Annotated in this window: 17 protein-coding genes; 3 read left to right on the top strand and 14 right to left on the bottom strand. The window is 68.7% G+C overall.

What is annotated here, in order from left to right; all coding sequences use genetic code 11:
- Positions 1-9: 9 nt before the first annotated feature.
- Positions 10-2,940 carry a M16 family metallopeptidase gene (locus UAA55_RS10400; protein ID WP_322952619.1) on the bottom strand — a complete coding sequence of 977 codons (2,931 nt, stop codon included), beginning with the start codon at positions 2,938-2,940 and terminating at the stop codon, positions 10-12.
- 317 nt (positions 2,941-3,257) lie between these two features.
- On the opposite strand from UAA55_RS10400, the gene UAA55_RS10405 reads away from it, so the two are divergent.
- A complete protein-coding gene (locus UAA55_RS10405; RefSeq protein ID WP_322952620.1) occupies positions 3,258-5,414 on the top strand; it encodes a TonB-dependent siderophore receptor in 2,157 nt (718 codons plus the stop codon).
- Between the two features lie 106 nt (positions 5,415-5,520).
- On the opposite strand, the gene UAA55_RS10410 is transcribed toward UAA55_RS10405, so the two are convergent.
- From UAA55_RS10410 to UAA55_RS10440, 7 genes are all read right to left on the bottom strand, one after another.
- A complete protein-coding gene (locus UAA55_RS10410; protein WP_322952621.1) occupies positions 5,521-5,922 on the bottom strand; it encodes a c-type cytochrome in 402 nt (133 codons plus the stop codon).
- Positions 5,922-7,271, bottom strand: coding sequence for a hypothetical protein (locus UAA55_RS10415; protein WP_322952622.1), 1,350 nt, complete (start codon positions 7,269-7,271; stop codon positions 5,922-5,924). Before UAA55_RS10415 ends, UAA55_RS10410 begins: the two co-directional genes overlap by 1 nt.
- 68 nt (positions 7,272-7,339) lie before the next feature.
- Positions 7,340-7,915 (bottom strand): cytochrome b, encoded by a 576-nt coding sequence (locus UAA55_RS10420; protein WP_322952623.1) that lies wholly within the window; start codon positions 7,913-7,915, stop codon positions 7,340-7,342.
- Positions 7,916-8,241: 326 nt separating this feature from the next.
- Positions 8,242-8,664, bottom strand: coding sequence for a hypothetical protein (locus UAA55_RS10425; RefSeq protein ID WP_322952624.1), 423 nt, complete (start codon positions 8,662-8,664; stop codon positions 8,242-8,244).
- Complete coding sequence (locus UAA55_RS10430; RefSeq protein ID WP_322952625.1) at positions 8,655-9,251, bottom strand: peptidoglycan recognition protein family protein; 597 nt, start codon at positions 9,249-9,251, stop codon at positions 8,655-8,657. Before UAA55_RS10430 ends, UAA55_RS10425 begins: the two co-directional genes overlap by 10 nt.
- 194 nt (positions 9,252-9,445) lie before the next feature.
- Positions 9,446-11,266, bottom strand: coding sequence for an aspartate--tRNA ligase (aspS, locus tag UAA55_RS10435; RefSeq protein WP_322952626.1), 1,821 nt, complete (start codon positions 11,264-11,266; stop codon positions 9,446-9,448).
- Between the two features lie 152 nt (positions 11,267-11,418).
- A complete protein-coding gene (locus tag UAA55_RS10440) occupies positions 11,419-13,569 on the bottom strand; it encodes a TonB-dependent receptor (protein ID WP_322952627.1) in 2,151 nt (716 codons plus the stop codon).
- A gap of 322 nt (positions 13,570-13,891) precedes the next feature.
- On the opposite strand from UAA55_RS10440, the gene rnd reads away from it, so the two are divergent.
- A complete protein-coding gene (gene rnd / locus UAA55_RS10445) occupies positions 13,892-15,043 on the top strand; it encodes a ribonuclease D (protein ID WP_322952628.1) in 1,152 nt (383 codons plus the stop codon).
- A 150-nt stretch (positions 15,044-15,193) separates the two neighbouring features.
- Here rnd and UAA55_RS10450 read toward each other — a convergent pair whose 3' ends face one another.
- The 5 genes from UAA55_RS10450 to UAA55_RS10465 form a co-directional block, all read right to left on the bottom strand.
- Entirely contained in the window at positions 15,194-15,925 is a 732-nt protein-coding gene (locus tag UAA55_RS10450; protein WP_322952629.1) for a hypothetical protein, read from the bottom strand.
- Between the two features lie 366 nt (positions 15,926-16,291).
- A complete protein-coding gene (gene secD, locus UAA55_RS10455; protein ID WP_416235178.1) occupies positions 16,292-18,124 on the bottom strand; it encodes a protein translocase subunit SecD in 1,833 nt (610 codons plus the stop codon).
- The gene (locus UAA55_RS31285; protein WP_416235179.1) at positions 18,055-18,816 is read right to left on the bottom strand and encodes a protein translocase subunit SecD/SecF; all 762 of its coding nucleotides are present in this window, start codon (positions 18,814-18,816) and stop codon (positions 18,055-18,057) included. Before UAA55_RS31285 ends, secD begins: the two co-directional genes overlap by 70 nt.
- Before the next feature lie 212 nt (positions 18,817-19,028).
- A complete protein-coding gene (locus UAA55_RS10460; RefSeq protein WP_322952630.1) occupies positions 19,029-20,654 on the bottom strand; it encodes a RimK family protein in 1,626 nt (541 codons plus the stop codon).
- A gap of 10 nt (positions 20,655-20,664) precedes the next feature.
- A complete protein-coding gene (locus UAA55_RS10465) occupies positions 20,665-20,886 on the bottom strand; it encodes a hypothetical protein (protein ID WP_322952631.1) in 222 nt (73 codons plus the stop codon).
- 160 nt (positions 20,887-21,046) lie between these two features.
- Between UAA55_RS10465 and UAA55_RS10470 the strand changes: the two genes are divergently transcribed.
- Positions 21,047-21,559 (top strand): GNAT family N-acetyltransferase, encoded by a 513-nt coding sequence (locus tag UAA55_RS10470; protein ID WP_322952632.1) that lies wholly within the window; start codon positions 21,047-21,049, stop codon positions 21,557-21,559.
- Here the strand turns inward: UAA55_RS10470 and UAA55_RS10475 are convergent.
- Complete coding sequence (locus UAA55_RS10475; protein WP_322952633.1) at positions 21,511-22,395, bottom strand: alpha/beta hydrolase; 885 nt, start codon at positions 22,393-22,395, stop codon at positions 21,511-21,513. The two genes, UAA55_RS10470 and UAA55_RS10475, sit on opposite strands and share 49 nt — an antisense overlap.
- Between the last annotated feature and the right edge of the window lie 15 nt (positions 22,396-22,410).

Here is a 22,410-nt window from a genome sequence, read left to right on the forward strand (position 1 = left end):
CCCCCGGGTTCACGGCTGCGTGGCCTGCGCATCGGCCTTCTTGTCCCCGTCCTTTTTGGGCGCCGCCTTGAGGCTGCCGCTGTCCAGGTTCAGCCGGGCGGCGGGGATGACCTGCACCTTGGGGTATTTCTGCTTCAGGGCGGGCAGGAACTGGGCGCTGTCGCCCACCACCACCAGGCTGCTTTGGGCCGGCGACAGGGTGCGGGCGGCGGCGGCCTGCACCTGGGCGGGGGTCACCGCCTGCACGCTGCTGATGTAGCGGCCGATCTCCGCCAGATCGACGCCCTGCAGGGCCAGGCTGCCGACCAGGCTGGCCACGCCGTGGGTGGTTTCCACCGTGCGGCCGAAATTGCCGATCAGTACGGCCTTGCGGCCGGCCAGTTCCGTCTCCGCCGGCGCCTGGGTGCCCAGCTTGCCCATCTCCGTCATGATCAGGCCGGCGACCTCGGGGGCGGAGGGGTTCTTGGTCTGGGTGCTGGCGACGAAGGGCCCCGGCACGCGGCGGAAATCCAGGGCCGAGCCGGCGCCATAGCTCAGGCCCCGCTTGATGCGGATTTCCTCGTTCAGGCGCGAGGAATAGCCCACGCCCAGCACGGCGTTGGCCACGCTGGCCGGGTAGTAGTCCTTGTCCGACCGCGCCAGGCCCGGCCGCACCACCAGCACCGCCGCCTGGCCCGCCTTGGGCAGGTCAACCACCACGGCGCGCCCGGCGGGTTGCGCGGGCGAGGCGGGCAGCGCCGGCAGGGCCGCCGCCGGCTTGGCCCAGTCACCGAACAGCTTTTCCGCGATGCCGAAGCCCTGCTCCGCCGTCAGCGAGCCGGCCAGCACCAGGGTGGCGTTGTCCGGCCGCCACCAGGTGTGGTGATAGGTGGAGAGGTCGGCGGGCTTCAGCGCCGCCAGCGACCGGGGCGTGCCGGTCAGCGGGTGGCCGTAGGCGGCATCGGCGTAGAGCACGCGCGGGCCCACCAGCTTGGCCAGGCCGGCCGGGTCCTTCAGGGTGACGGACAGGCCGTCCAGCGCCTGGTGCCGCTCCCGCTCCAGCTCTTCCTTCTGGAAGGCCGGGTTGCGGGCCACGTCGGCGAAGATCTCCATGGCCGGGGCCAACACGTCGCCCTTCACCAGCAGCGACAGCTCCGACCCGTCCCAGCCGGCGGCGGCGTTCAGGGTGCCGCCCAGCGCCTCGACATCGCGCGCGATCTCAGGGGCGGAGCGCTTGGCCGTGCCCTTGGTCAGCACGTTGGCCGTCATGGCCGCCGTGCCGGGCAGGCGCGCCGGGTCCACCGCCCCGCCGCCGCCGATGCGCAGGCTGGCCTGGATAAGCGGCACGCCGTGGGTGGGCGCCACGATGACGCGCAGGCCGTTGGCCAGGCGCTTTTCCACCGGCTGCGGCAGGGCCGCGTCCACGGCGGGGCCGGCGGTGGGCGGGGCCTGGCGCTGGTCGGCGGGGGCCGGCTCCACCACTTTCAGATCCGCCGGCACCACCAGCGGGGCGGCGTCAATGGCGGTGGAGGTCGCCACCGTGTCGGTGCCTTTCTCGGGGCCATCCGCCGGGACGTAGCGCACGGAAATCTTGGTCTCGGGCTTCAGCCAGGTGGCCGCCACCCGCTTCACGTCGTCGGCCGTCACCGCCTGCACGTCGGCCAGCAGGGTGTCGGCGCGCTTGGGATCGCCGAAGATGACGGCGGCGCGGGCCAACAGGCTGGCGCGGCCGTTGGCCGTCTCCCGCTCCTCCAGCTCATCGGTCACCAGCTGGTTGCGGGCGGCGGCCAGCTCGGCCTCCGTCACGCCGTCCTTGGACACCTTGTCCAGTTCCTCCAACAGGGCCTTCTCCCCCGCCTCGGCCGTGGCGCCGCCGGCCAGGATGGCGCCGATGGCGTAGGCGCCCGGCTGCTGGTTCACCTCCTGGAAGGTGAAGACCTGGCTGGCCACCTGCTTCTCATAGACCAGGGACTGGTTCAGGCGGCTGCTGTCGCCATGGCCCAGGATGCTGTCCAGCACCAGCAGGGCCGGCAGGTCCTTGTCCGTCGCCTTGGGGAAGGGATAGCTCAGCAGCACGGCCGGCAGGGGGGCGTTGGCCTCGGTCACCGTCAGGGTCTGTGGGGCGGTTCGCGTCGGCTCCACCGCCGTCACGCGCGGGATGGGCGTCGCCGGATGGGTCAGGGGGCCGAAATACTTGTCCACCCAGGCGTTCAGCTCCTCGGGCTTGAAGTTGCCCACCACCACCAGGGTGGCGTTGTCCGGCCGGTAATAGGTGGCGTGGAAGGCCTGCACGTCCTGCAGGGTGGCGGCGTCCAGATCCTCGATGCTGCCGATGCCGGGGCGGCCGTAGGGGTGCACCTTGAAGCTGACCTGCGGGAACATGAGGTAGAACAGCTTGCCGTAGGGTTGGGCCAGCACCCGCTGCCGCAGCTCCTCCTTCACCACGTCGCGCTCGGACTTGAAGTTCTCCTCATCCACGACGAGGGAACCCATGCGCTCCGCCTCCGCCCACAGGATGCGCTCCAGGTGGTTGGCGGGCACGGTCTCGAAGTAGTCGGTGTAGTCGGCGTTGGTGGAGGCGTTGTTGTAGCCGCCCACATCCTCCGTCAGGCGGTCGAACTGCTCCGCCGCCATGTCGCGCGTGCTCTTGAACATCATGTGTTCGAAGAGATGGGCGAAGCCGCTGCGCCCCTTGGGGTCGTCCTTGGAGCCCACGCTGTACCACACCTGCACCGATACGGTGGGCGTGGTGGTGTCCGGCAGGGCGATGACCTTCAGGCCGTTGGCCAGCGTGCGCTCGGTGATGGCCAGCGGCGGCACCGACACCTTGCCCCCCGGCACCTCCGCCCCCGGCACGATGGGCGTGTCGGCAGCCCCTGTTCCGGCCGCCAGCGCGGGCAGGCTGGAACAGAGGGCCGTGGTCAGGGCCAGGGCCGTGAGCGTGCGGGTGAAGCGCATCATGGGTGCCGTCTTCCTTCTTGGGCTGCCGGCCGCGCGACTGCGGCGTCCGGGAATGGGCCTTGTTCCTACATAGCCCAAAACCGCCCGGCTGAGGCGGGGCATTTGGTTAATTCGTTGTAACAAAACGATCCCCACCGCGTTCGCGCCCCCGCCCAAGCCCTGGCCCCGCCCACTGTCACGCCCATGCGGGCAATGGACGGGCCCGGCACGCGGCGGAAGGCTGCCATGCAAGAATGAAAGTCACTTGCATTCACAACTCCCGCCGCATAACCATCCCGTTAGAAATGATAATAATTATTAGTTGCTGGAGCCTTTCCATGTCCAACCTGCGGCAGTTCCTCTCTGTGTATCCCCTGGCCTTGGCCTCGGCCGCCTCCATGGTCGCCCTGAGCGCCGGTGGCGCCTGGGCGGCGGACGACGCGGCGGCTGACGCCAGTCCCTCCAGCGAGGTGGTGATCCTCGGCCAGCGTTCCCCCACCGATGCCGCCAGCGCCCTGAAGACCGCGGCCCCGCTGGTGGAAACGCCGCAGTCGGTCAGCGTCATCAGCCGGGATGAGCTGAACCTGCGCGTGGCGGAAAACCTGAACGACGCGCTGAACTACACGGCCGGTGTCGCCACCGACACGCGCGGCAACACCGCCGGCCGCTATGACCTGATGACCGTGCGCGGCTTCAACGCCGACCAGTACCTGGACGGCCTGCACCTCATCAGCTCCGTCAACGGCTACGCCACGCCGCAGATCGACCTGTCCTTCCTGGAGCGGATCGAGGTGGTGAAGGGCCCGGCCTCCGTGCTCTACGGCAACGCCAACCCCGGTGGCATCGCCGCCCTGAGCAGCAAGCTGCCCACCGGCCAGACCTTTGGTGAGGTCAGCGTGACCGCCGGCAGCTATGGCACCGTGCGTGAGACGGCGGACATCGGCGGCACGCTCGACCCCAACGGCGTGCTGAGCTATCGCCTGGTAGGGGTCAACGACCGCTCCGACACCCAGATCAGCCACACCGAGTCCGAACGCTTCGGCGTCAGCCCCAGCCTCACCTACCGCCCGGACGACAAGACCAGCTGGACCGTGCTGTACGTGCACCAGCAGGACCCCCGGAGCGGCGCCTATGGTTCCGTGCCCGTCCAGGGCTCGCTGCTGTCCAACCCCAACGGCCAGATCCCGCGGGACTTCTATGACGGCGAGCCGGATTTCGAGCGGTTCAACCGCACCGAAAACATGGTCACCTCGCTGTTCACCCACAAGTTCGACGATGACTGGGCGGTGCACCAGAACACCCGCTACATGCACCTGACGACGCTGTACAACAGCGTCTACAACGCCGGCTACTTCACCGACGCCAATGAGACCAAGCTGGCCCGCGCCCTGGCCGTGGCGCGGGAGGAGCTGAACAACGTCACGCTGGACAACAATGTGACCGGCGTGGTGCGCACCGGCGCCCTGACCCACAACCTGATCTTCGGCGTCGATTTCCAGAACACGGTGCAGACGGAGGCCTCGGGCTTCGGCGGCAGTGTCGCCGACATCGACGTCTTCAACCCCGTCTATGGTTCGGCCTTCACCCTGCCGGCCACCAGCTTCGACGTGCGCCTGCACATGAGCCAGACCGGCGTCTATGCCCAGGACCAGATCTCGTATGGCGGCTTCCGCCTGGTGCTGAGCGGCCGCAACGACTGGCTGGACATCAGCCAGCTGGACCATCTCAGCAACGGCACGACGTCGAAGGATGAGAGCAAGTTCACCGGCCGCGCCGGCCTGCTCTACCTGTTCGACAACGGGGTGGCGCCCTACGTCTCCTACGCCACCTCCTTCCTGCCGCAGACCACGGTGGACCGGAACGGCAACGTGCTGGCCCCGACGGAGGGCAAGCAGGTCGAGGTGGGCGTGAAGTACCAGCCCAAGGTGTGGAACGCCCTGCTGACCGCCAGCCTGTATGAGCTGCGCGAGACCAACGTCGCCACCACCGACCCCAGCTTCCCCACCGCCTCCATCGCGGCGGGGGAGGTGCGGTCGCGCGGCGTGGAGCTTGAGGGCTCCGCCCACCCCATCACCGGGCTGACCGTGCACGCCAGCTACACCTACATCGACAACCAGGTGACCAAGGACAATTCAGGCCTGGAAGGCACCCGCCCCTACGCCGTGCCGCAGACCACGGCCAACGGCTACGCCAACTACGTCCTGCAGGACGGCCCCCTGGCCGGCCTGGGCTTCGGCGGCGGCGTGCGCTACATCGGCCGCGGCTACAACGGCGTGGCCGGCAGCGGCAGCCTGACCATCCCCGGCGCCACCCTGTTCGACCTGATGGGCAGCTACGACTTCAAGCACCTGGCCCCGCAGCTGGAGGGCCTGACCCTGAACATCGACGCCACCAACCTGCTGGACCGCCGGTACATCTCCTCCTGCTACAGCAGCATCTGGTGCTGGTACGGCCCGGGGCGGGATGTGAAGGCGAATGTGAGCTATCGGTGGTAGGAAGTGCCCCTCCCCGGCCACCGGCCGGGGAGGTTTTGGGCGAAGGCGCGCACCGGGAGGCGGGCATGACCGTCAACCCCTCTATGGCGCACAGCTCGCCGGCCCGTCAGCCGTGCAGCGTGGCCAGGAAGGCGATGATGTCCGCCCGCTCGGCCGCGTCCTTCACGCCCTGGAACTTCATCACCGTGCCCGGCATGGCGGTCTTGGGCGCGGCCAAGTACGTGTCCAGCGTCTCCGGCGTCCAGACCCAACCGGCGGCGCGATTGGCATCGGAATAGGCGAAACCCTCGACCGTGCCGGTGCGGCGGCCCATCAGCCCGAACAGGTTGGGCGCGCTGCGCGAACCGCCGCCGGCCCGGGTGGTGTGGCATTCGCCACAGTAATTGTCGAACAGGTCGGCGCCACGCGTGGCGTCGGCCGCCCGACCCGCCGCCGGCAGCGCGGCCGTCAGCAGCGCCAACATGGCCAGGATGCGGCCCCGCCGCATGGGCATAGTGAAATGGACCATCAGAAAGCCAGCCATGTCAGCAGCCACAGGGTGTTGTTGTCGGACGCGTCGCGGCCGGTCCCATCGTAATTGCGGCTGGCGCCGTTGAACTGGGTATAGCCGGTGTATTGCAACGCCAGGCGCAGGTTGGCCCAGGGTGCCGCCCAGGAGTCCGTCTTGCCGAACGGCGTCCAGTCGGCCTGCAGGATATAGCCACTGGAGTTCGGCTTGCCGTTGGCGCTGCCCGTCAGGGGATCCGATCCGTAGAGGGCGGCATCGCCCGAGCCTGTGCTGCGGAACACGCCGGCGGTCAGGCCGTAGGTCTGCTGAAAGGTGTAGTAGGCGTTCAGGCGATAGCTGTTGAGATGCCCGGGCGCGCTGTCGGCCAAGCCCAGGGCCACGCTGGCCGGCAGGCTGTGTGTCTCCAGGATGGCGGTGGCGTTGGCACCCAGGGTGTGATTGCGGTTGGGATGCCATTGATAACTGGCGTCCAGCCCCACGTCCGTGTACCGGTCGGTGCCGGCGCTGCGGTCGTTGTTGGGGAAGACATGGGCCGAGAGCCCGAACACGCCCAGGGCCGCCGACTGCTGCAGATCCTCGTGTTGCAGCGCCACCCGGCCATAGGGGGCGGTGCCGTCCACCACCGGGCCGTCAGCGATCGCCACGCCCAGGGTGTTCAGCGGACCGCCGCCCAGGGCGCGGTAGCCGCCCGCCTCGACATAGAGCAGGTCCGCGAACAGGCCGTAGGCGGTCATTCCCACCACCCGCTGCGCCAGCCCGCCCTCGATCAGGCTGGCCGCCGCCGGATGGGGCGCCAACTTGGCCGCAGCGTAGGGAAAGCCCCAGGCCGGGGTGGTGTTGTACGGGTCCGAGACGGTCGGAGCGTTATTCACCGACAGGCCCAGGATGCTCTCCAGCCCCGCCAGGGTGGCCTCGCGCCCATAGCGCAGGTCGGTGTTGTCCCAGGCGATGTGATGGCCAACGCCATCCCAGGTGGTCTGCGAGAAGACGCCCAGATGATCATAGAGGCGACCGGCGACGAAGACGCTGACCTGATCCACGGCCCCATTGTTGTTGGCCCCAAAGCCGGGGGCGGCCCCGCCGTCCTGGCCCTGCGCCGTGTGGGTGAGCGACAGCTCCGCCATGCCGGACACCATGGGGAATTGGCGGGACGCCTGGCCGTCGGCGTAGCCGGTCAGCTTGAACGCGCGGCCGTGCGCCGTCAGTTGCGGACCGAAGGCGCCGACGTGGCAGGCGCTGCACGCCTCGCCCGTCTGATCGGAGAAGGACGGGACGGCGCGGGCGGGCACGGCGGCCAGGACCCCCAGAAAAATGGTGACGACCAGCGATGTGGCCTTGCAGGTGAACAAGGTGGGGGCGCCGCGCCCACCGTGCCCGCGCGTTTTGGGTAGGGAGACCATGGGGCAACCTCGGCTGGTCAGGATTCGGGAACGGTGGACGGGCGGGAAAAGCCACGCCCGGGTGGACGCATGCGATCCAGGGTGCCGTCCTTCAGGACCAAGGCATGGGCCAGCGCTGCGCTGGCGTGCAGGGCGACCAACACCAGCAAGGCCCAGGAGAGGGAGGCATGCGCGAGGCCCAGCCATTCCGCCCGTTCGGCATCCTTGGCCACGAGGACGGGCAGCGGCAGCCAGCCGAACAGATCCAGCGCCCGCCCCCGGGCGGACGCCAGCAGCCAGCCGCTGGCGGGCTGAAGGAACAGCAGGCTGTAGAGACCCCCATGGACCAAGCCCGCCAGGCGATGCTGCCAGACCGGCATTCCCGGCAGCGGCGGCGGGATAGGCCGGGCCAAGCGCAGGCCCAGCCGGACCAGGGACAACGCCATGAGGACGAGGCCGACCAGTCGGTGCCAATCCAGCAGCAGGCGGCGCACGGCGGTATCCTCGACACCCTCGCGCACCCACGCGGTGGCGAACAGCGCCGCCACCAGCGCGGCACCAGCCCAATGGACGTAAATTTGCGCCACGCTGTACGCGCGCCTATGAACCACCATCACCATCCCCGCCATCGTCCTGGTCGCGATGGTGCGGCGCGGAATTCCTACCGCACCGCACCTAAAGACGCGCCACCCTAAAGGGCCGATGTGTGGAGTTGTTTGGAGTTACGCCCCTGCCGCGTTGAGTGTTTTGCAGGAATCCGACCCCATGGCACAGGCGTCCACAGTGCGGGCGGCACAAGCCATCCGTATACCCGTCACGTTCTTGTGACCTGCCGCCCATGGCGCTGGTAATCGGCGGCCACTAGCGACGCCGCCCCCTCCGATGTGCCGGAGCCAACAAAACGGGCGGCGCCCTTGTCGACGCAGCCCGCTTGAATTCATTACCGCCCAAAAGAGACCTCAGCCCCGGTCAATAAAATCGCATCATTCCTCTCATCCGACCGAAAAATGTACCCAGTCCCGCCCACATCCAGCGTCCAGCGATACGCCTTCCCGTCCTTGGCCGTGAGGCTGCCCCGGAACACGCAGCCGGTCTCCGTGGCCTTTTCATTGAAGCCTTGGCGCGGTTCCTCGTGCGCCTTGCGGAACCACTTGAGCGCCTGGGCGTCGGTCAGCTTCTGGTGGGCGCAGGCATCGCTGTAGACTTTATCCTGGTCCTTGCCCTCGAAGGTGGCCGGCGTTTCGACCGTCACCAACTCTATGGCGATGCTGGTCACCTTGGCCTGGGCGCCGGCCACGCCGCCCAGGACGGCGGCCATGGCCAGGGCGGCGGCCGGTTTCAGTGCCACGTCTTTCAGTGCCACGTCGCGGTCTCCGCCTCATGGATGTTCTTGAACGATACGTCGGGGTGCCGATAGATCTCGATGGCCGGAAAGCGCAGCAGGGCCTTCAGGCCGGTGATCATCCAGTCCAGGGCGGCGTTCTGCGCCTGGGTCACCGGCTCGAACGTGGTGCCCTTGGGCCCGATGATGATGTCCGAGACAATCTCGATCCCGATGGAGTCGCCATTCATGGGAAACCGGTCGGGGAAGGCCTTCTGCCGCTCGATCTCATGCACTTGCGCGACGCGCCAGCCGGTGATCAACGTCATCTCCGTCGCCGGGCAACTGTGCTGCACCAGGCAGCGCGGCCGCAGCTTGCCGACGTGCCACAGCTTCCAGGTCACGGACGCGGTCTGGTAGACGTCCCCGTTCTTGTCGATCAGGAAGTGCGCCCCGTTGGGCGACGCTTCCCGATAGCTGTTGAAGGTGGCGTCGCGGCTGGGCGATCCGGTCTGGTGGACGATGATGCCGTGGATCGCGGCCATCGTGCCGTGCTTGAGGTTGGGGAATGGTGACTTGGTCACCTTGGGGTCCACGACCCAGCCTTCCGCATCCAGCTGCATGGGCATCCTCCGCTCCCCTCATTCCAGGGATATCGGTTGGCAGTGAGATGCGGCAATGGTGTACAGCCGAAGGGGTAAGTCCAGGCTAAGCTCGGCGCCCACGATGGCAGATTGCTCAGCGGCCCTCCCCAAACCAAAACGGGCGGCGCCCTTCCAGACGCCGCCCGCCTTAACACTCCGCCTCAGCGACGATCCCCGCCTCAGCCTTCCTTGGCCTCGGTGGTGATCTTGGGCTTGGGCAGGTCGAGCTTGATGTGCAGTTCCTTCAGCCGCGCGGTGTCGACGGCGTTGGGGGCCTGCATCAGTAGGTCTTCGGCGCGCTGGTTCAGCGGGAAGACGATGACCTCGCGGATGTTGGGCTCGTCGGCCAGCAGCATGACGATGCGGTCGATGCCCGGGGCGGAACCGCCGTGCGGCGGGGCGCCCAGCTTGAAGGCCGAGAGCATGCCGCCGAAGCGGGTCTCGAGGTCCTCGGCCGAATAGCCGGCGATCTCGAACGCCTTGTACATGATCTCGGGCTTGTGGTTGCGGATGGCGCCCGAGGACAGTTCGATGCCATTGCAGACGATGTCGTACTGGAAGGCCTTGATGTCCAGCGGGTTCATGCTGGTCAGGGCCTCCAGGCCGCCCTGGGGCATGGAGAAGGGGTTGTGGGAGAAGTCGATCTTCCCCGTCTCCTCATCCTTCTCGTACATCGGGAAGTCGACGATCCAGCAGAAGCGGAAGGCGTCCTTCTCGATCAGGTCCAGCTCCTCACCGATGCGGGTGCGGGCTTGGCCGGCCAGCTTGGCGGCGGGGCCTTCCAGGTCGCAGACGAAGAACACGGCGTCGCCGTCCACGGCACCGGTCAGCTCACGCAAGCTCACCTGCGCCGCCTCGGGCACGAACTTGGCGATGGGGCCCTTGCCGGCGCCGTTCTCGAACAGGATGTAGCCCAGGCCGGGCGCGCCCAGACCACGGGCCCAGTCGTTCAGCTTGTCGAAGAAGCTGCGGGGCTTGTCGCCCACGGCCGGCGCCTTGACGCAGCGGACCACGCCGCCCTTGTCCAGCACGCCGCGGAAGGCCTTGAACTCCACGTCATCGCGGCGGAACACGGCCGACACGTCGGTGATCACCAGCGGGTTGCGCAGGTCCGGCTTGTCGTTGCCGTACTTCAGCATGCTCTCGGCATAGGGGATGCGCGGGAACGGATAGGGGCTGACGGTCTTAGCCACACCGGTGAAGTCGCGGAACTCGGTGAAGATGCCGTGGATGACGGGCTCGATGGCCGCGAACACGTCGTCCTGGGTGACGTAGCTCATCTCGAAGTCGAGCTGGTAGAACTCGCCCGGGCTACGGTCGGCGCGGCTGTCCTCGTCACGGAAGCAGGGGGCGATCTGGAAATAACGGTCGAAGCCCGCCACCATCAGCAGCTGCTTGAACTGCTGCGGCGCCTGCGGCAGGGCGTAGAACTTGCCCGGGTGGTTGCGCGCCGGGACCAGGAAGTCACGCGCGCCCTCGGGCGAGGACGAGGTCAGGATGGGGGTCTGGAACTCGGTGAACCCGGCCTCGATCATGCGGCGGCGGGCCGAGGCGATGACGTTGGACCGCAGGTGGATGTTGCGGTGCATCTTGGTGCGCCGCAGGTCCAGGAAGCGGTAGCGCAGGCGGATGTCCTCGCCCGCGTCCTGGTCGGAGTTCACCTGCAGGGGCAGCTGGTCGGCCAGGCTCTGCACCACCACCTCATCCGCCTTCACCTCGATATGGCCGGTGGGCAGCTTGTCGTTGATGGTGTCATTGGTGCGCGCCACCACGCGGCCGGTCACGGTGATGACCGATTCCAGGCGGGCGGATTCCAGCACCTTGAAGCCGGGATTGTCGATATCGATCACGCACTGGGTCAGGCCGTAATTGTCGCGCAGGTCGACGAACAGCAGTTGGCCGTGGTCACGCTTGCGGTGGATCCAGCCGGAGAGGCGGACGGTCTGGCCGGCGTCTTCCTGACGCAGGGCGCCGCAGGTGTGGGTACGATAGGGATGCATGGGGCCGGGCCTTGACGAGTGCGGGTTGGGCAATAGCGCCGCCGATCCGCGAAAACGCGGACTGACGGACCGGCGGACACTAGGGCCGGACGGGGGCGGATTGTCAAGACGGCCGGGCCGATTTGCCCGGCGCCCGGCCGCCTTGGTCCCCCTTAATAACTGATCTTGACGCTGCCCATGACCGACCGGGGGCTGCCCGGCAGGTTCAGGTTGGCGTTGGAGCCGTGGGCCGAGACGATGTAGCGCTCATCCGCGATGTTGTAGACGTTGACCTGCAGGGTCACCGGCCCCTGGCGGTACCAGGCCATGGCGTCCACCGTGACATAGGACGGCAGGGTCACGGTGTTGCCCGGGTTGGCGTAGCGATCGCCGACATAGTTCATGCCGCCACCCAGGCCGAAACGGTCGCCGAAGGCCTTGGTCAGCCACAGGTTGGTGCTGTGGCGCGGCGTGATGGTGGCGCGCTTGCCCTGCACATTCTGGCCGGCGTCCTTGGCCACGGATTCCGTGACGCGGGCGTCCAGGTAGGCGTAGCCGGCGATGGCCTTCCACCCGTCCGACAGGTCCAGCGCGCCGGTCAGCTCCACACCATCGGTGCGCTGCACGCCGATGGGCAGCAGCTTCTGCGTCACCGGGTCGGTGGTCTTGATGCCGCTGCGTTCCAGGCGGAACAGCGAGGCCGTGGTGCTGAGCCGGCCCTGCCAGAAGTCCAGCTTGGCGCCCACCTCGACATTGCGGGTGCTTTCCGGCGCGATGTCGGCGTTGTTGGCGGCAACGGAGAAGGCCTCGCCCGAGGGCTGGAACGAGCGGCTCCACGACACGTAGTAGGATTGGGCGACCTCTGCCTTCTCGTCCGTCGGCTGCCACACCAGGCCGGCGCGCGGGCTCCAGTTCCGATCCGTGCGGCTGAGGTTGGCCAAGTTGGCGAGATGCTGCAGCGTGCGCTGCTCGAACCGGTCGAATTGCATGCCGACCAGGGCCTTCAGCTCCGGCAGCAGGGTCACCATGTCCTGGGCATAGACGCCGGTGGTGTCGAACAGGCCGCGGTTGTTGGCGGTGATGGTGCCGAAGGTGCCGGGGTTCAGGGTCGGCAGCACCGGGTTGAACAGCGCGACGGTGGCCACCGTGCCCTGGGAATAGGTGATGGCGTCCTTGGTCTGGTGCCCGACCTCCAGCCCCAGCAGCAGTTGGTTGTCGATGCCCGCCAGGCTGAACTTCTGCACCGCCTCGCTCTGGTTGAACCAGCCGTGCTCATACCGGCCGACGATGGAGCGGGTGAGGGCCGCCGTCCGCGCCGCCTCGTTGACCGAGCCGACCAGCGTGTTGCGGCGGTCCAGGTTGTAGCGGTAGTAGCGGAAGGCGTTGCGCAGCGACAGGCTGTCGTTCACCTCATGCGTCAGCGTTTCGGTGGTGGAGCGGACGCGGGACTGGCTGTAATCCGCGTCCCGGGCGTTGGCGGCGCCGTAATAGGTGCCGGGCGCCACGTCCACCGGCAGGCCGTGATAGGCGGGGATGCCGAAATCGGTGACGCGCTTGTCCTCCAGGTAATCGGCCTGGACCAGCAGCTTGGTCTTTTCATCCAGGTTGAATTCCACCGAGGGCGCCACGGCCTTGCGGTCCAGGAACTGCTGCTGGCGATAGCTGTCGGCCGCCTCGACGGCGCCGGTCAGGCGCAGGGCGATGCCGGTGTCGGGCAGCACATGGGCCAGGTCCACTTCCCCCCGCCGGTCATCCCAACCGCCGTAGCGGAAGCTCGCTTCCGCCAGGTCGATGCCCGGCTTCTTGGTGATGCGGTTGATCAAGCCGCCGGAGGAGCCCCGCCCGTAGAGGACGGAGGCCGGCCCCTTCACCACCTCCACCGATTGCAGGTTGGACAGGTCGCGGAAATAGAGGGCGTCGTCACGCAGGCCGTCGACATATTGGTCGGCGATGGCGGAGAAGCCGCGGATGGAAACCTGGTCGCGCTGGCCGTCGCCGGTGGACAGGCCGATGCCGGGGATGTTGCGCATGACGTCCTGCAGCGACAGGGCACCCTGGTCCCGCATCACCGCCAGGGGCACCACGTTCACCGTCTGCGGCACGTCGCGCAGCGCCATGTCCATACGGGTGGCGCTGACCGCGTCCTTGGGGTTGTAGCCCATGGCCGCCTGGCGGTCGGCACTGACCACCACCTCGGGCAGGGCGCCGCCGGACTTGGCCCCCTCGGCGGCATCGGCCCCATCGGGAACCCCGGCGAAGGCCGGCAGGGCCGGGGGCAGCAGGACGGTGAACAGGCAGGCGGAAAGCAGCAGGCGGGCGCGCATCACAGAGGTCCCCTTTGTTCTTATGCGAATGTTTTTGATAATCACTCGCATATTAAGCCTGCGACATTCTGTCAAGCGGACCCTCCCGGCCCCCGGCCGCCCTCGCCCGCAGGTAACGCCGTATCGATGGCAAAACTGCGATTTTTAGGATGCGAATGGCTGCCATGCCCCGGCATGCCGGCTGCCCGCCGGAGCGGGCGCGGGCGACGCCGGCCGGGCCGCCTGCCGCCCTACCCGACTCGGTGCCCGGCGGCCCTATTCCCGGGCGGCGGGACAGCAGGCCCTATGCACGCGCGCTTAGCTATAGTATGTGAAGAACCCCATGACGCTGATCACCAATACCGCCGACCTCTCCGCCTTCTGTGACCGCCTGGCCTCCGCCGCGTACGTCACCGTCGATACCGAATTCATGCGGGAGAAGACATACTACCCGCAGCTTTGCCTGGTGCAGGTGGCTGGCCCCGACGAGGCCGCCGCCATCGACCCGCTGGCCGACGGCATCGACCTGTCGCCGCTGTTCGCGCTGCTGGCCAATCCCGCGGTACTGAAGGTCTTCCACGCCGCCCGCCAGGATCTGGAGATTTTCTTCAACCTGACCGGCGCCGTCCCCACCCCCCTGTTCGACACCCAGGTCGCGGCCATGGTCTGCGGCTTCGGCGACAGCGTGGGCTATGAGACGCTGATCACCAAACTGACCAACGCCCGCATCGACAAGTCCAGCCGCTTCACCGACTGGTCCAACCGGCCGCTGACCGACCGGCAGCTGACCTACGCCCTGTCGGATGTGACCCACCTGCGCCCGGCATATGAGAAGATCCGCCGCCGCCTGGATAAGACGGGGCGCGAGCAATGGCTGGCCGATGAGATGGCCATCCTGACCAGCCCGGACACCTACCGCCAGGACCCGGACGAGTCCTGGCGCCGGCTGAAGCCCCGCACCGACAAGCCGCGCTTCATCGCCGTGCTGAAGGAGCTGTGCGCCTGGCGCGAGCGCGAGGCGCAGCGCAAGGACATCCCGCGCAACCGCGTGGTGCGCGACGAGACCCTGATGGAAATCGCCGCCCACACCCCCAGCACGGTGGATGACCTGGGCCGCACGCGCGGCCTGGGGCCCAGCATGGCGGCGGGTCGTTACGGCACCGAAATCCTCGCCGCGATCGAAAAGGCGCGAGGCCTGCCCGACAGCGCCCTGCCCCGGCCGGAGCCGCGCGCCGAACTGCCGGCCGGCATCGCCCCCACGGTGGAACTGCTGCGCGTGCTGCTGAAACTGGTGTGTGATGACGAGGACGTGGCCAGCCGCCTGGTGGCCAACGCCGCCGACCTGGAGGCCATCGCCGCCGACGACAATGCCAAGGTGCAGGCCATGTCCGGCTGGCGCTTCGACCTGTTCGGCCGCCAGGCCCTGGCCCTGAAGCACGGCAAGCTGGCCCTGGCCATGGAGAACCGCAAGGTCAAGCTGGTGAACCTGGACTGAGGTTACGGGCCGGGTTTGGGCGGCGTCGGCCGGCCAGGACATATCTTGAGAAAGGGACACGCCGGCGCGCATGGTTTCATGCGCCGCCGCGCGATATCGTCAAACTGGAACGCCCACCCCTTTGGGCGGCGGCGTTGCCCCATGCCCGCCTCAGGCGGCCATCAGGGAACCCTGCAACTGGGCCATGAAGGCGGTGGACGAGCCGGCAACCGGCGTCGTGCTGTTCAGCAGGCTCATGAAATCGTCGCTGGCCGTGGTGCCGGTGGACGTGCCGCTGCCATCGGCGCTGGCCGTGGTGCCGGTGGACGTGCCGCTGCCATCGGCGCTGGCAGTGGTGGTGCTGGTGGCCGTGGTGCTGGACGTCGCCGGATCGCCGAACAGGCTGTCGTCAGCCTTCATGCCGCCGCCACCGCCGTGGTGGCCATGGTGGCCGCCGTGATGGGCCTTGGGCGCGCCCTGGGATGCCCCCTGGGACGCGTCGGTGCCATCCGTGGCCCCCGTACCATCCGTCCCAGTACCATCCGCCGACGCCGTCGTGATCGGCAGGCCGGTGGCCGGGTCGATGGGCTGGCCCGTGACCGGATCGATGGTCGGGTCGGTGCTGCTGGCATCAGCGGTCGTGCTGCTGTCGGCGGCGGCCGTCGTCGTCCCCTGCGCGGGCGTGACGCCCTGAAGGGCCGACAGCAGGTCGCCGCTCAGCTGGAAGCTGAAGGGATTGCTGGTGCCGTTGGTGGTGGTGCCGTCACCGCCAAGCAGCGAGGCGGCGGATGAGGTGGAGTCGGCGGATGAGGTGTCATCGGTGCTTGAGGCCGATGACGCCTGCTGGGCCTTCCAGGCGCCGTAAGACGCCTGGGACGAGCCCACGGAGGATATGGAACTCATGGAAGGGTTCTCCCCGGTGGCCATGAACCCTGGGAGGGGCCGGCCTTGGGCTGCCCCCCGGCCAGCCGCGCCCACGGGTGGCGCAATGGCGCGCGCACCGGCGGCCTGTCGCAAGCCCGGGACCAGCCGGCAAACACTTGAGAAGCCTTGATTTTTAATGAAGCGGCCAGAACAGGCCAACAAACCTGCGATTAAATCGGCAGAAATGCACCGGCATTTTCTGCCGGCCACCAGGAATTTTATTCCCGATTAGTTGCAAATTAGTTCGGTGCGGTTTTGCAAATATCTGTTTTTATTATCTTTTTATTCTGGCACACCGGTTGCCAAGGCGCGTCGCCCTGAGCAACCGGCGTGCGGGACAGGCGCTTATTCCGCCGGGGCCGGCGGGGCGGCGGAGCCGTCGGCCGGCACGGGCCGGCGCAGGCTCTTCTCGCCCAGGAACAGCAGGATGGGGGCGGCGATGAAGATGGACGACGAGGTCGCCAGCACCACGCCGAACAGCAGCACCCAGGCGAACTCGCGCAGTTGCTCGCCCGCCAGCAGGGCCAGGGGCACTGTCACCAGGAAGATGGCCAGCGACGTGCCGATGGTCCGGCTCAGCGTCTCATTGATGCTGCGGTCGATCAGCTCGCGCAGGGGCATCTTGCGGTAGAGGCGCAGGTTCTCACGCACACGGTCATAGACCACGACCTTGTCGTTGATCGAATAGCCCATGATGGTGAGGATGGCGGCGATGGAGGTCAGGTTGAACTGCATGCCGGTGATGGCGAAGAAGCCCACGGTCTTCGTCACGTCCAGCAGCATGGTGACCACGGCGCCGATGCCGAACTGCCATTCGAAGCGGAAGGTGATGTAGACCAGCATGGCTATGGACGCCAGGCCCAGGGCCAGCATGCCGTCGTGGAACAGCTCGGCGCTGACCGAGGCACCCACGGCTTCCTGGCGGCGGATGACGGCGCCGGGGAAGTCCTTGTTCAATTCCTCCTGCACCGCCTTGACGGCACCCTGCTGGGCGGCGTCGCCGCCGGCCTGCTGCTCCAACCGCATCAGCACGTCGGAGGGGGAGCCGAACTGCTGCAGCTGGACGGGGCCCAGGTGCAGGCTTTCCATCTTGGACCGCAGCTTGGCGAAATCCGCCGGGCCGTCGGTGCGGATCTCGATGACGACACCGCCGGCGAAGTCCACGCCGTAGTTCAGGCCGGGCTTGAAGAACAGCACGACGGAGGCCAGCGACAGGAACACCGACAGGCCGATGCCCATGTAACGGCCGCGCATGAACTGGAAGTTCGTGTGGTCCGGCGCTGGGCGCAGGCGGGTGCCCACCACCAGCGCCTTGGGCCGGAAGCGGCGGAACCAGCTGGCGGTGATGGCGCGCGCCACCACGGTGGCCGTGAACATCGAGGTCAGGATGCCCAGGCTGATGGTGACGGCGAAGCCCTTGATGGTCCCGGTGCCGACCGAGAACAGGATGGCCATCTTGATCAGCGTGGTCAGGTTGCTGTCGGTGATGGTGGCGTAGGCCTTGGAGAAGCCGGCCTCCAGCGCCGCCAAGGGCGTGGCGCCCTTCCTCAGTTCCTCGCGGATGCGCTCGTTGATCAGGATGTTGGCGTCGACGGCCATGCCCAGGGTCAGCAGGGCGCCGGCGATGCCGGGCAGGGTCAGCGTGGCCTGCAGGATGCCCAGCAGGGCCAGGGTCAGGAACAGGTTGCACAGCAGGGCGATGTTGGCGAACACGCCGAAGATGCCGTAGCTGATCAGCATGTAGGCCACGACCAGGACGAAGCCCACGGCCACGGCGGTCAGGCCGGCATGGATGCTGTCGGCGCCCAGCTCCGGCCCGATGGTCCGTTCTTCCACCACCGTCAGCGGCACCGGCAGGGCGCCGGCGCGCAGCAGCACGGCCAGGTCGTTGGCCGTCTGGGCGGTGTAGCTGCCGCTGATCTGGCCACGGCCGCCGGTGATGGGCTCCTGGATGACGGGGTCGCTGATGACCTTGTCGTCCAGCACGATGGCGAAGGGCTTGCCCACGTTGTTCGTGGTCGTCTCGGCGAAGCGGCGGGCGCCGATGCTGTCGAAGCGGAAGGCCACGACCCAGCGGCCGTTCTGGTCGGTGGTGGGGCTGGCGTCGGTCAGGTTGGCGCCGTCGACCTCAACCTTCTTGCGCACCAGGATCTTGCGCTCACCCCGGCCGTCGGCCACGGGCAGGACCTGCGTGCCGGGGGGGCGGCGCCGTCGGCGCGCGGCGCCTCGTCCGTCACCACCAGGCGGAAGGTCATCTTGGCGGTCTGGCCGATCAGGCGCTTGATGCGGCCGGGATCTTCCACGCCGGGCAGCTGCACCAGGATGCGGTCGCCGCCCTGGCGGGCCACCACCGGCTCGTTCACGCCCGTCTCGTCGATGCGGCGGCGGACGATCTCCTGGGACTGCGCCATCGCCTTGTCGATGCGGTCCTTGAAGCCGGCGTCGGTCAGGGTCAGCACGATGGCCTGGCCGTCGGTGCGCACGTCCACCTCGGGCACGCCGCCACCGGTCGTGGCCGTGGCGATGGGGCCCAGGGCCTTGCGCGCCGCGTCCACGTCGCCGCCGTCGGCGACGGTGATGGTCACGGACCGGCCGGCGGGGGTGACGCTGCTGGTCTGGATTTTGGCGGTCCGCAGGGCGGTGCGCGCCTCATCGACCAGACTCTCCACCCGTTCCTTCGCCACCGCGTCGCTGTCCACCTGCAGCAGCAGGTAGGAGCCACCCTTCAGGTCCAGGCCCAGGTTGACGTGCCGGTCGGCCATCCAGCCGGGCAGGTAATCCTTGGATATCAGGCTGGGCAGGGAGAAGACCACGCCCAGGAAACAGACCAGGGCGATCAACGCGGACTTGAGCGGTGAAAAGCGCAGCATGGGGTACGACGTCCTTGGAACCTGGCGCGGGGCCCCCCTCATGTGGGGACGTCCGCCGCAGGGAACAGGCGGCCCGGCGGAACACCCACCACGGGCCGGTTAAACCAAGCGCCTTGAATACCCGCACCCCCGCACGCTTCCAACCAAAAAAGCGAAATGGCCCCATCGGCGGATGGAGCCATTCCGTCCCTGGCATCCTCACGCCCGGCGGGTCACGCCACCGCCGCCCGCACGGCCGCAGCGCGGGCCAGGGCCGCGTGTTCAGCGGCGGGCAGGCTGCCGGCCGGCAAATCAGCGGCGGACACGGCGGTGCTGCCGGGCATGGGCGCGCGGCCGGCGGCCGTCAGGAAGTGGCCGATGACGCGGCGCCACACCAGGGGACCGGCGGCGCGGTCCTCCGCCCCCACATCCAGGTTGGGATTGTCGTTCACCTCGATCACCACGACCTCGCCCGAGGGCAGTTGCTTCAGATCCACGCCGTAAAGGCCGTTGCCCATCAGGCGGGCGGCGGCCATCGCCGCGGCCAGGACGGCGGATGGGGTGTCGGCCACCGCCACCGCGCGGGTGGCACCCTCGTCATGGCTGCCGTCGGCGGCGTGGCGCACGATCTGCCAATGCCGGGGGCACATGTAATATTGCGCCACGAACAACACCTCACCCCCCAGCACGCCCACCCGCCAGTCGAAGGCGGTGGGCAGGTAGTCCTGCGCCAGGATGATCTGTGACCGCGCCAGCAGGGCCACCGCCACACGGTGGAAGGCGTCGATGTCCATCACGCGCTCCACCCCCCGGCTGAAGGCGCCGTCCGGCACCTTCAGCACGGCGGGGAAGGTCAGCGCGGCCCCGACCTCCGCCACGGTGGCGCGGGTCACCAGGCGGGTGCGCGGGGTGGCCACGCCGTGGCCGGCCAGCGTTTCCGCCAGGAAGACCTTGTTGGTGCAGCGCAGGATGCTGGTTGCGTCGTCCACCACCGGAATGCCCAGCGCCTCGGCCTTGCGGGCGAAGCGGAAGGTGTGGTGGGGCACGGCCGTCGTCTCCCGCATGAACAGGCCATCGAATTGCGCCAGGTGGCGGTAGTCGCGGCGGCCGATGACCTCCACCCGCACGCCCAGGTCGGCGCCCACCCGGCACAGGTGGGCCAGCGTGCCGGCGTTGCTGGGCGGCAGGGGATCGGCCGGGTCGTGCAGCACCGCCAGGGTGAAGGATGGCGCCACCGCCCCCCGGGGCCGCTGCCAGCGCCGACGGGCATACGTCTCCAGCGCGTTCAGGAAAAGGACGTCGTGCATGCGGGGCACGGCGTCGGGGCCCAAGGCCGCCACGCCTGCAATGCGCCACGCCTCGTCCTCATACGCCAGTGTCAGGCGCATCAACGGGCAATCCAGCCGCTGGAACAGACGGGCGGCGACCTCCGTCAGGCCCGTGTCCGGTGTGCGGCCGAAATAAATGTTGGCGGCGTGCCGCGTGACGCCGGCCGGCGGGGGTGGCAGGTGCACCAGGCCGGCGTTCAGATCCGCGAGGCTGTCGGCCAGGTCGGCCTTGCCCGTCAGGTCGGCCAGGGTGCGCAGGGCGGGCGTCACCCGGTCGCCGCGCGCCTCCGCCAGCAGGGAGGCGTAGTAGCCGGCGGAGAGATAGTCGGCGTGGCGGCACAGGTTGATGACGCGGCGCGGGCGGCCCGGTCGGGCGGCGACATAGGCCCCGGCGGTCATGACCCGGCCGTCCGGGTCGGGCCAGCGGAAGTCCCCCCGGCGTTCCACCACCACGATGAGGTCGGAAGCCGCCCGCGCCAAGGGGCGCACGGGAACCGAAGGGGAAGGGACGGCTGTGGCGCAGTCCGGCATGGCGGCCCCCTCAAAGGCGCGTACTGGGAAAGGGCGCGGCCGCCGCGCGGCCCTCCGCGCCTGCTGGGCCCGCCCCACCGGCGCGCAGCAGCACGGTGGGGTGGTCGGGCTGGAAGGTGGCGAAGGTCACGGCGGCGCGGCGCTCGGTGAAGACGCCACCGATGAGGCCGGCGCTGTCGCGGGCGGCCCACAGGCCGCCGGGGCCGCGTTCGATGACGATGATGCGTGCCATGGTGCTATCCTCCGGGACGAGATCCCACGGCACCCAAGTCCGCCGTGGTGCCCCAGTGTCCGGGCGGCACGCATTAAATCTCCATGCCAATGCCGGGGCCTGAAGATAAAGGGTTTTTGATTTGGCGCCCCGACGCGCGGCCCCGTACCTTCACGGCATCATGACGACGCCCCCCGCCGCCGCCCCGCCCCGCCCCGCCACCCCGGCCGACCTGGAGGCCCTGCTGGCGCTGGAGAAGATTTGTTTCGAGTTCAACCGCATGGGCCGGCGCAGCTTCCGCCGCCTGCTGGAGCGGCCGTCCGCCCACATCCTGGTGATCGATGGCCCCGACGGTGGCCTGGCGGCCAGCGCCGTGCTGCTGTCCCGCCGGGGCACCCGGGGCGTGCGCGTCTATTCCCTGGCGACCCACCCCGACCGGCGCGGCCAAGGCCTGGCCAAGGCCATGATGCGGGCCGCCCTGGACCACGCCCGCGCCACCGGCCACCAATGGCTGTCGTTGGAGGTGCATCCGCAGAACGACGCCGCCCGCGCGCTGTACCACCGCCTGGGTTTCCACCAGACCTCGGTGGAGGAGGATTATTACGCCGACGGCTCCCACGCCTTCCGGCTGCGGCGGTATGTGGATCAGGATCTAACGGCGGGCAAGCCCGGCGCCCGCCACGGCGCCTCCTGATCCAGGGTCGGTGCGGGGCCCTTGCGGCCGGCCAGGAAGTCCAGCAGGGCGTCGGTGCCGCCCTTGTCCCACAGGTCGGCGTGGCCGGCGCCCTTGATCCAGGCGGCCTGCTTGGGCTCCGGCGCCGCATTGAACACCGCCTGGCCCATGGCCGGCGGTACCACGCGGTCGGCCTGGCCATGCAGTACCAGCAGCGGGCAGGCGGGAGGGGCGACCTTCAAGCGGCCCACCACGGCCAGCGGGTTGCTGGCCATGCCCGCCAGCGCCGAAAGATGCCAACGGCCGACCAGCAGATCGGCGCCCGAGGTTGGCGGGGCCGCCAGCACCACGGCGGCCGGTCGCCGTTCCCAGGCCATCTGCAGGGCCAAGGCCGCCGCCGCCGACACGCCCAGGATGACCAGGCGGGAACCGGAGACGCCCTGCGCCGTCAGATGATCCAAGGCGGCGCGGACATCGGCCAGCAATGCCGTTTCCCCCCAGTCCCCCATCGTCAGGGACAGAGGACGGCGACAGGTCACCATGACGCCATAGCCGGCGGCCACCAAGGTCGATGCCAGTCCTGACAGGTCCGCCCGGCGCTGCCCCGGTCCCGCCAGGATCAGGACCACCGGTTTGGTGACACCCGCCGGCTGGGCCAGCCAGGCCGTTAGCGTGACACCATCCGCGGTGGGATAGGCGATCGCCCGGAGACCCGATCCATCGGGCGGAGCCCCTGGGTCGGGCAGGCGCGGATGAACAAAAAGGGCGGCACCTCCCTGGCGCGCCAGCATCAGCACCAAGCCGCCGAACACGGCGCCCAGCGTGCCGACGATGATCAGGAGAAACAGGGCAACCATGGTCGTGATCACCCC

This window comes from Nitrospirillum guanabarense (assembly GCF_034653355.1).
Classification (GTDB): Bacteria; Pseudomonadota; Alphaproteobacteria; order Azospirillales; family Azospirillaceae; genus Nitrospirillum.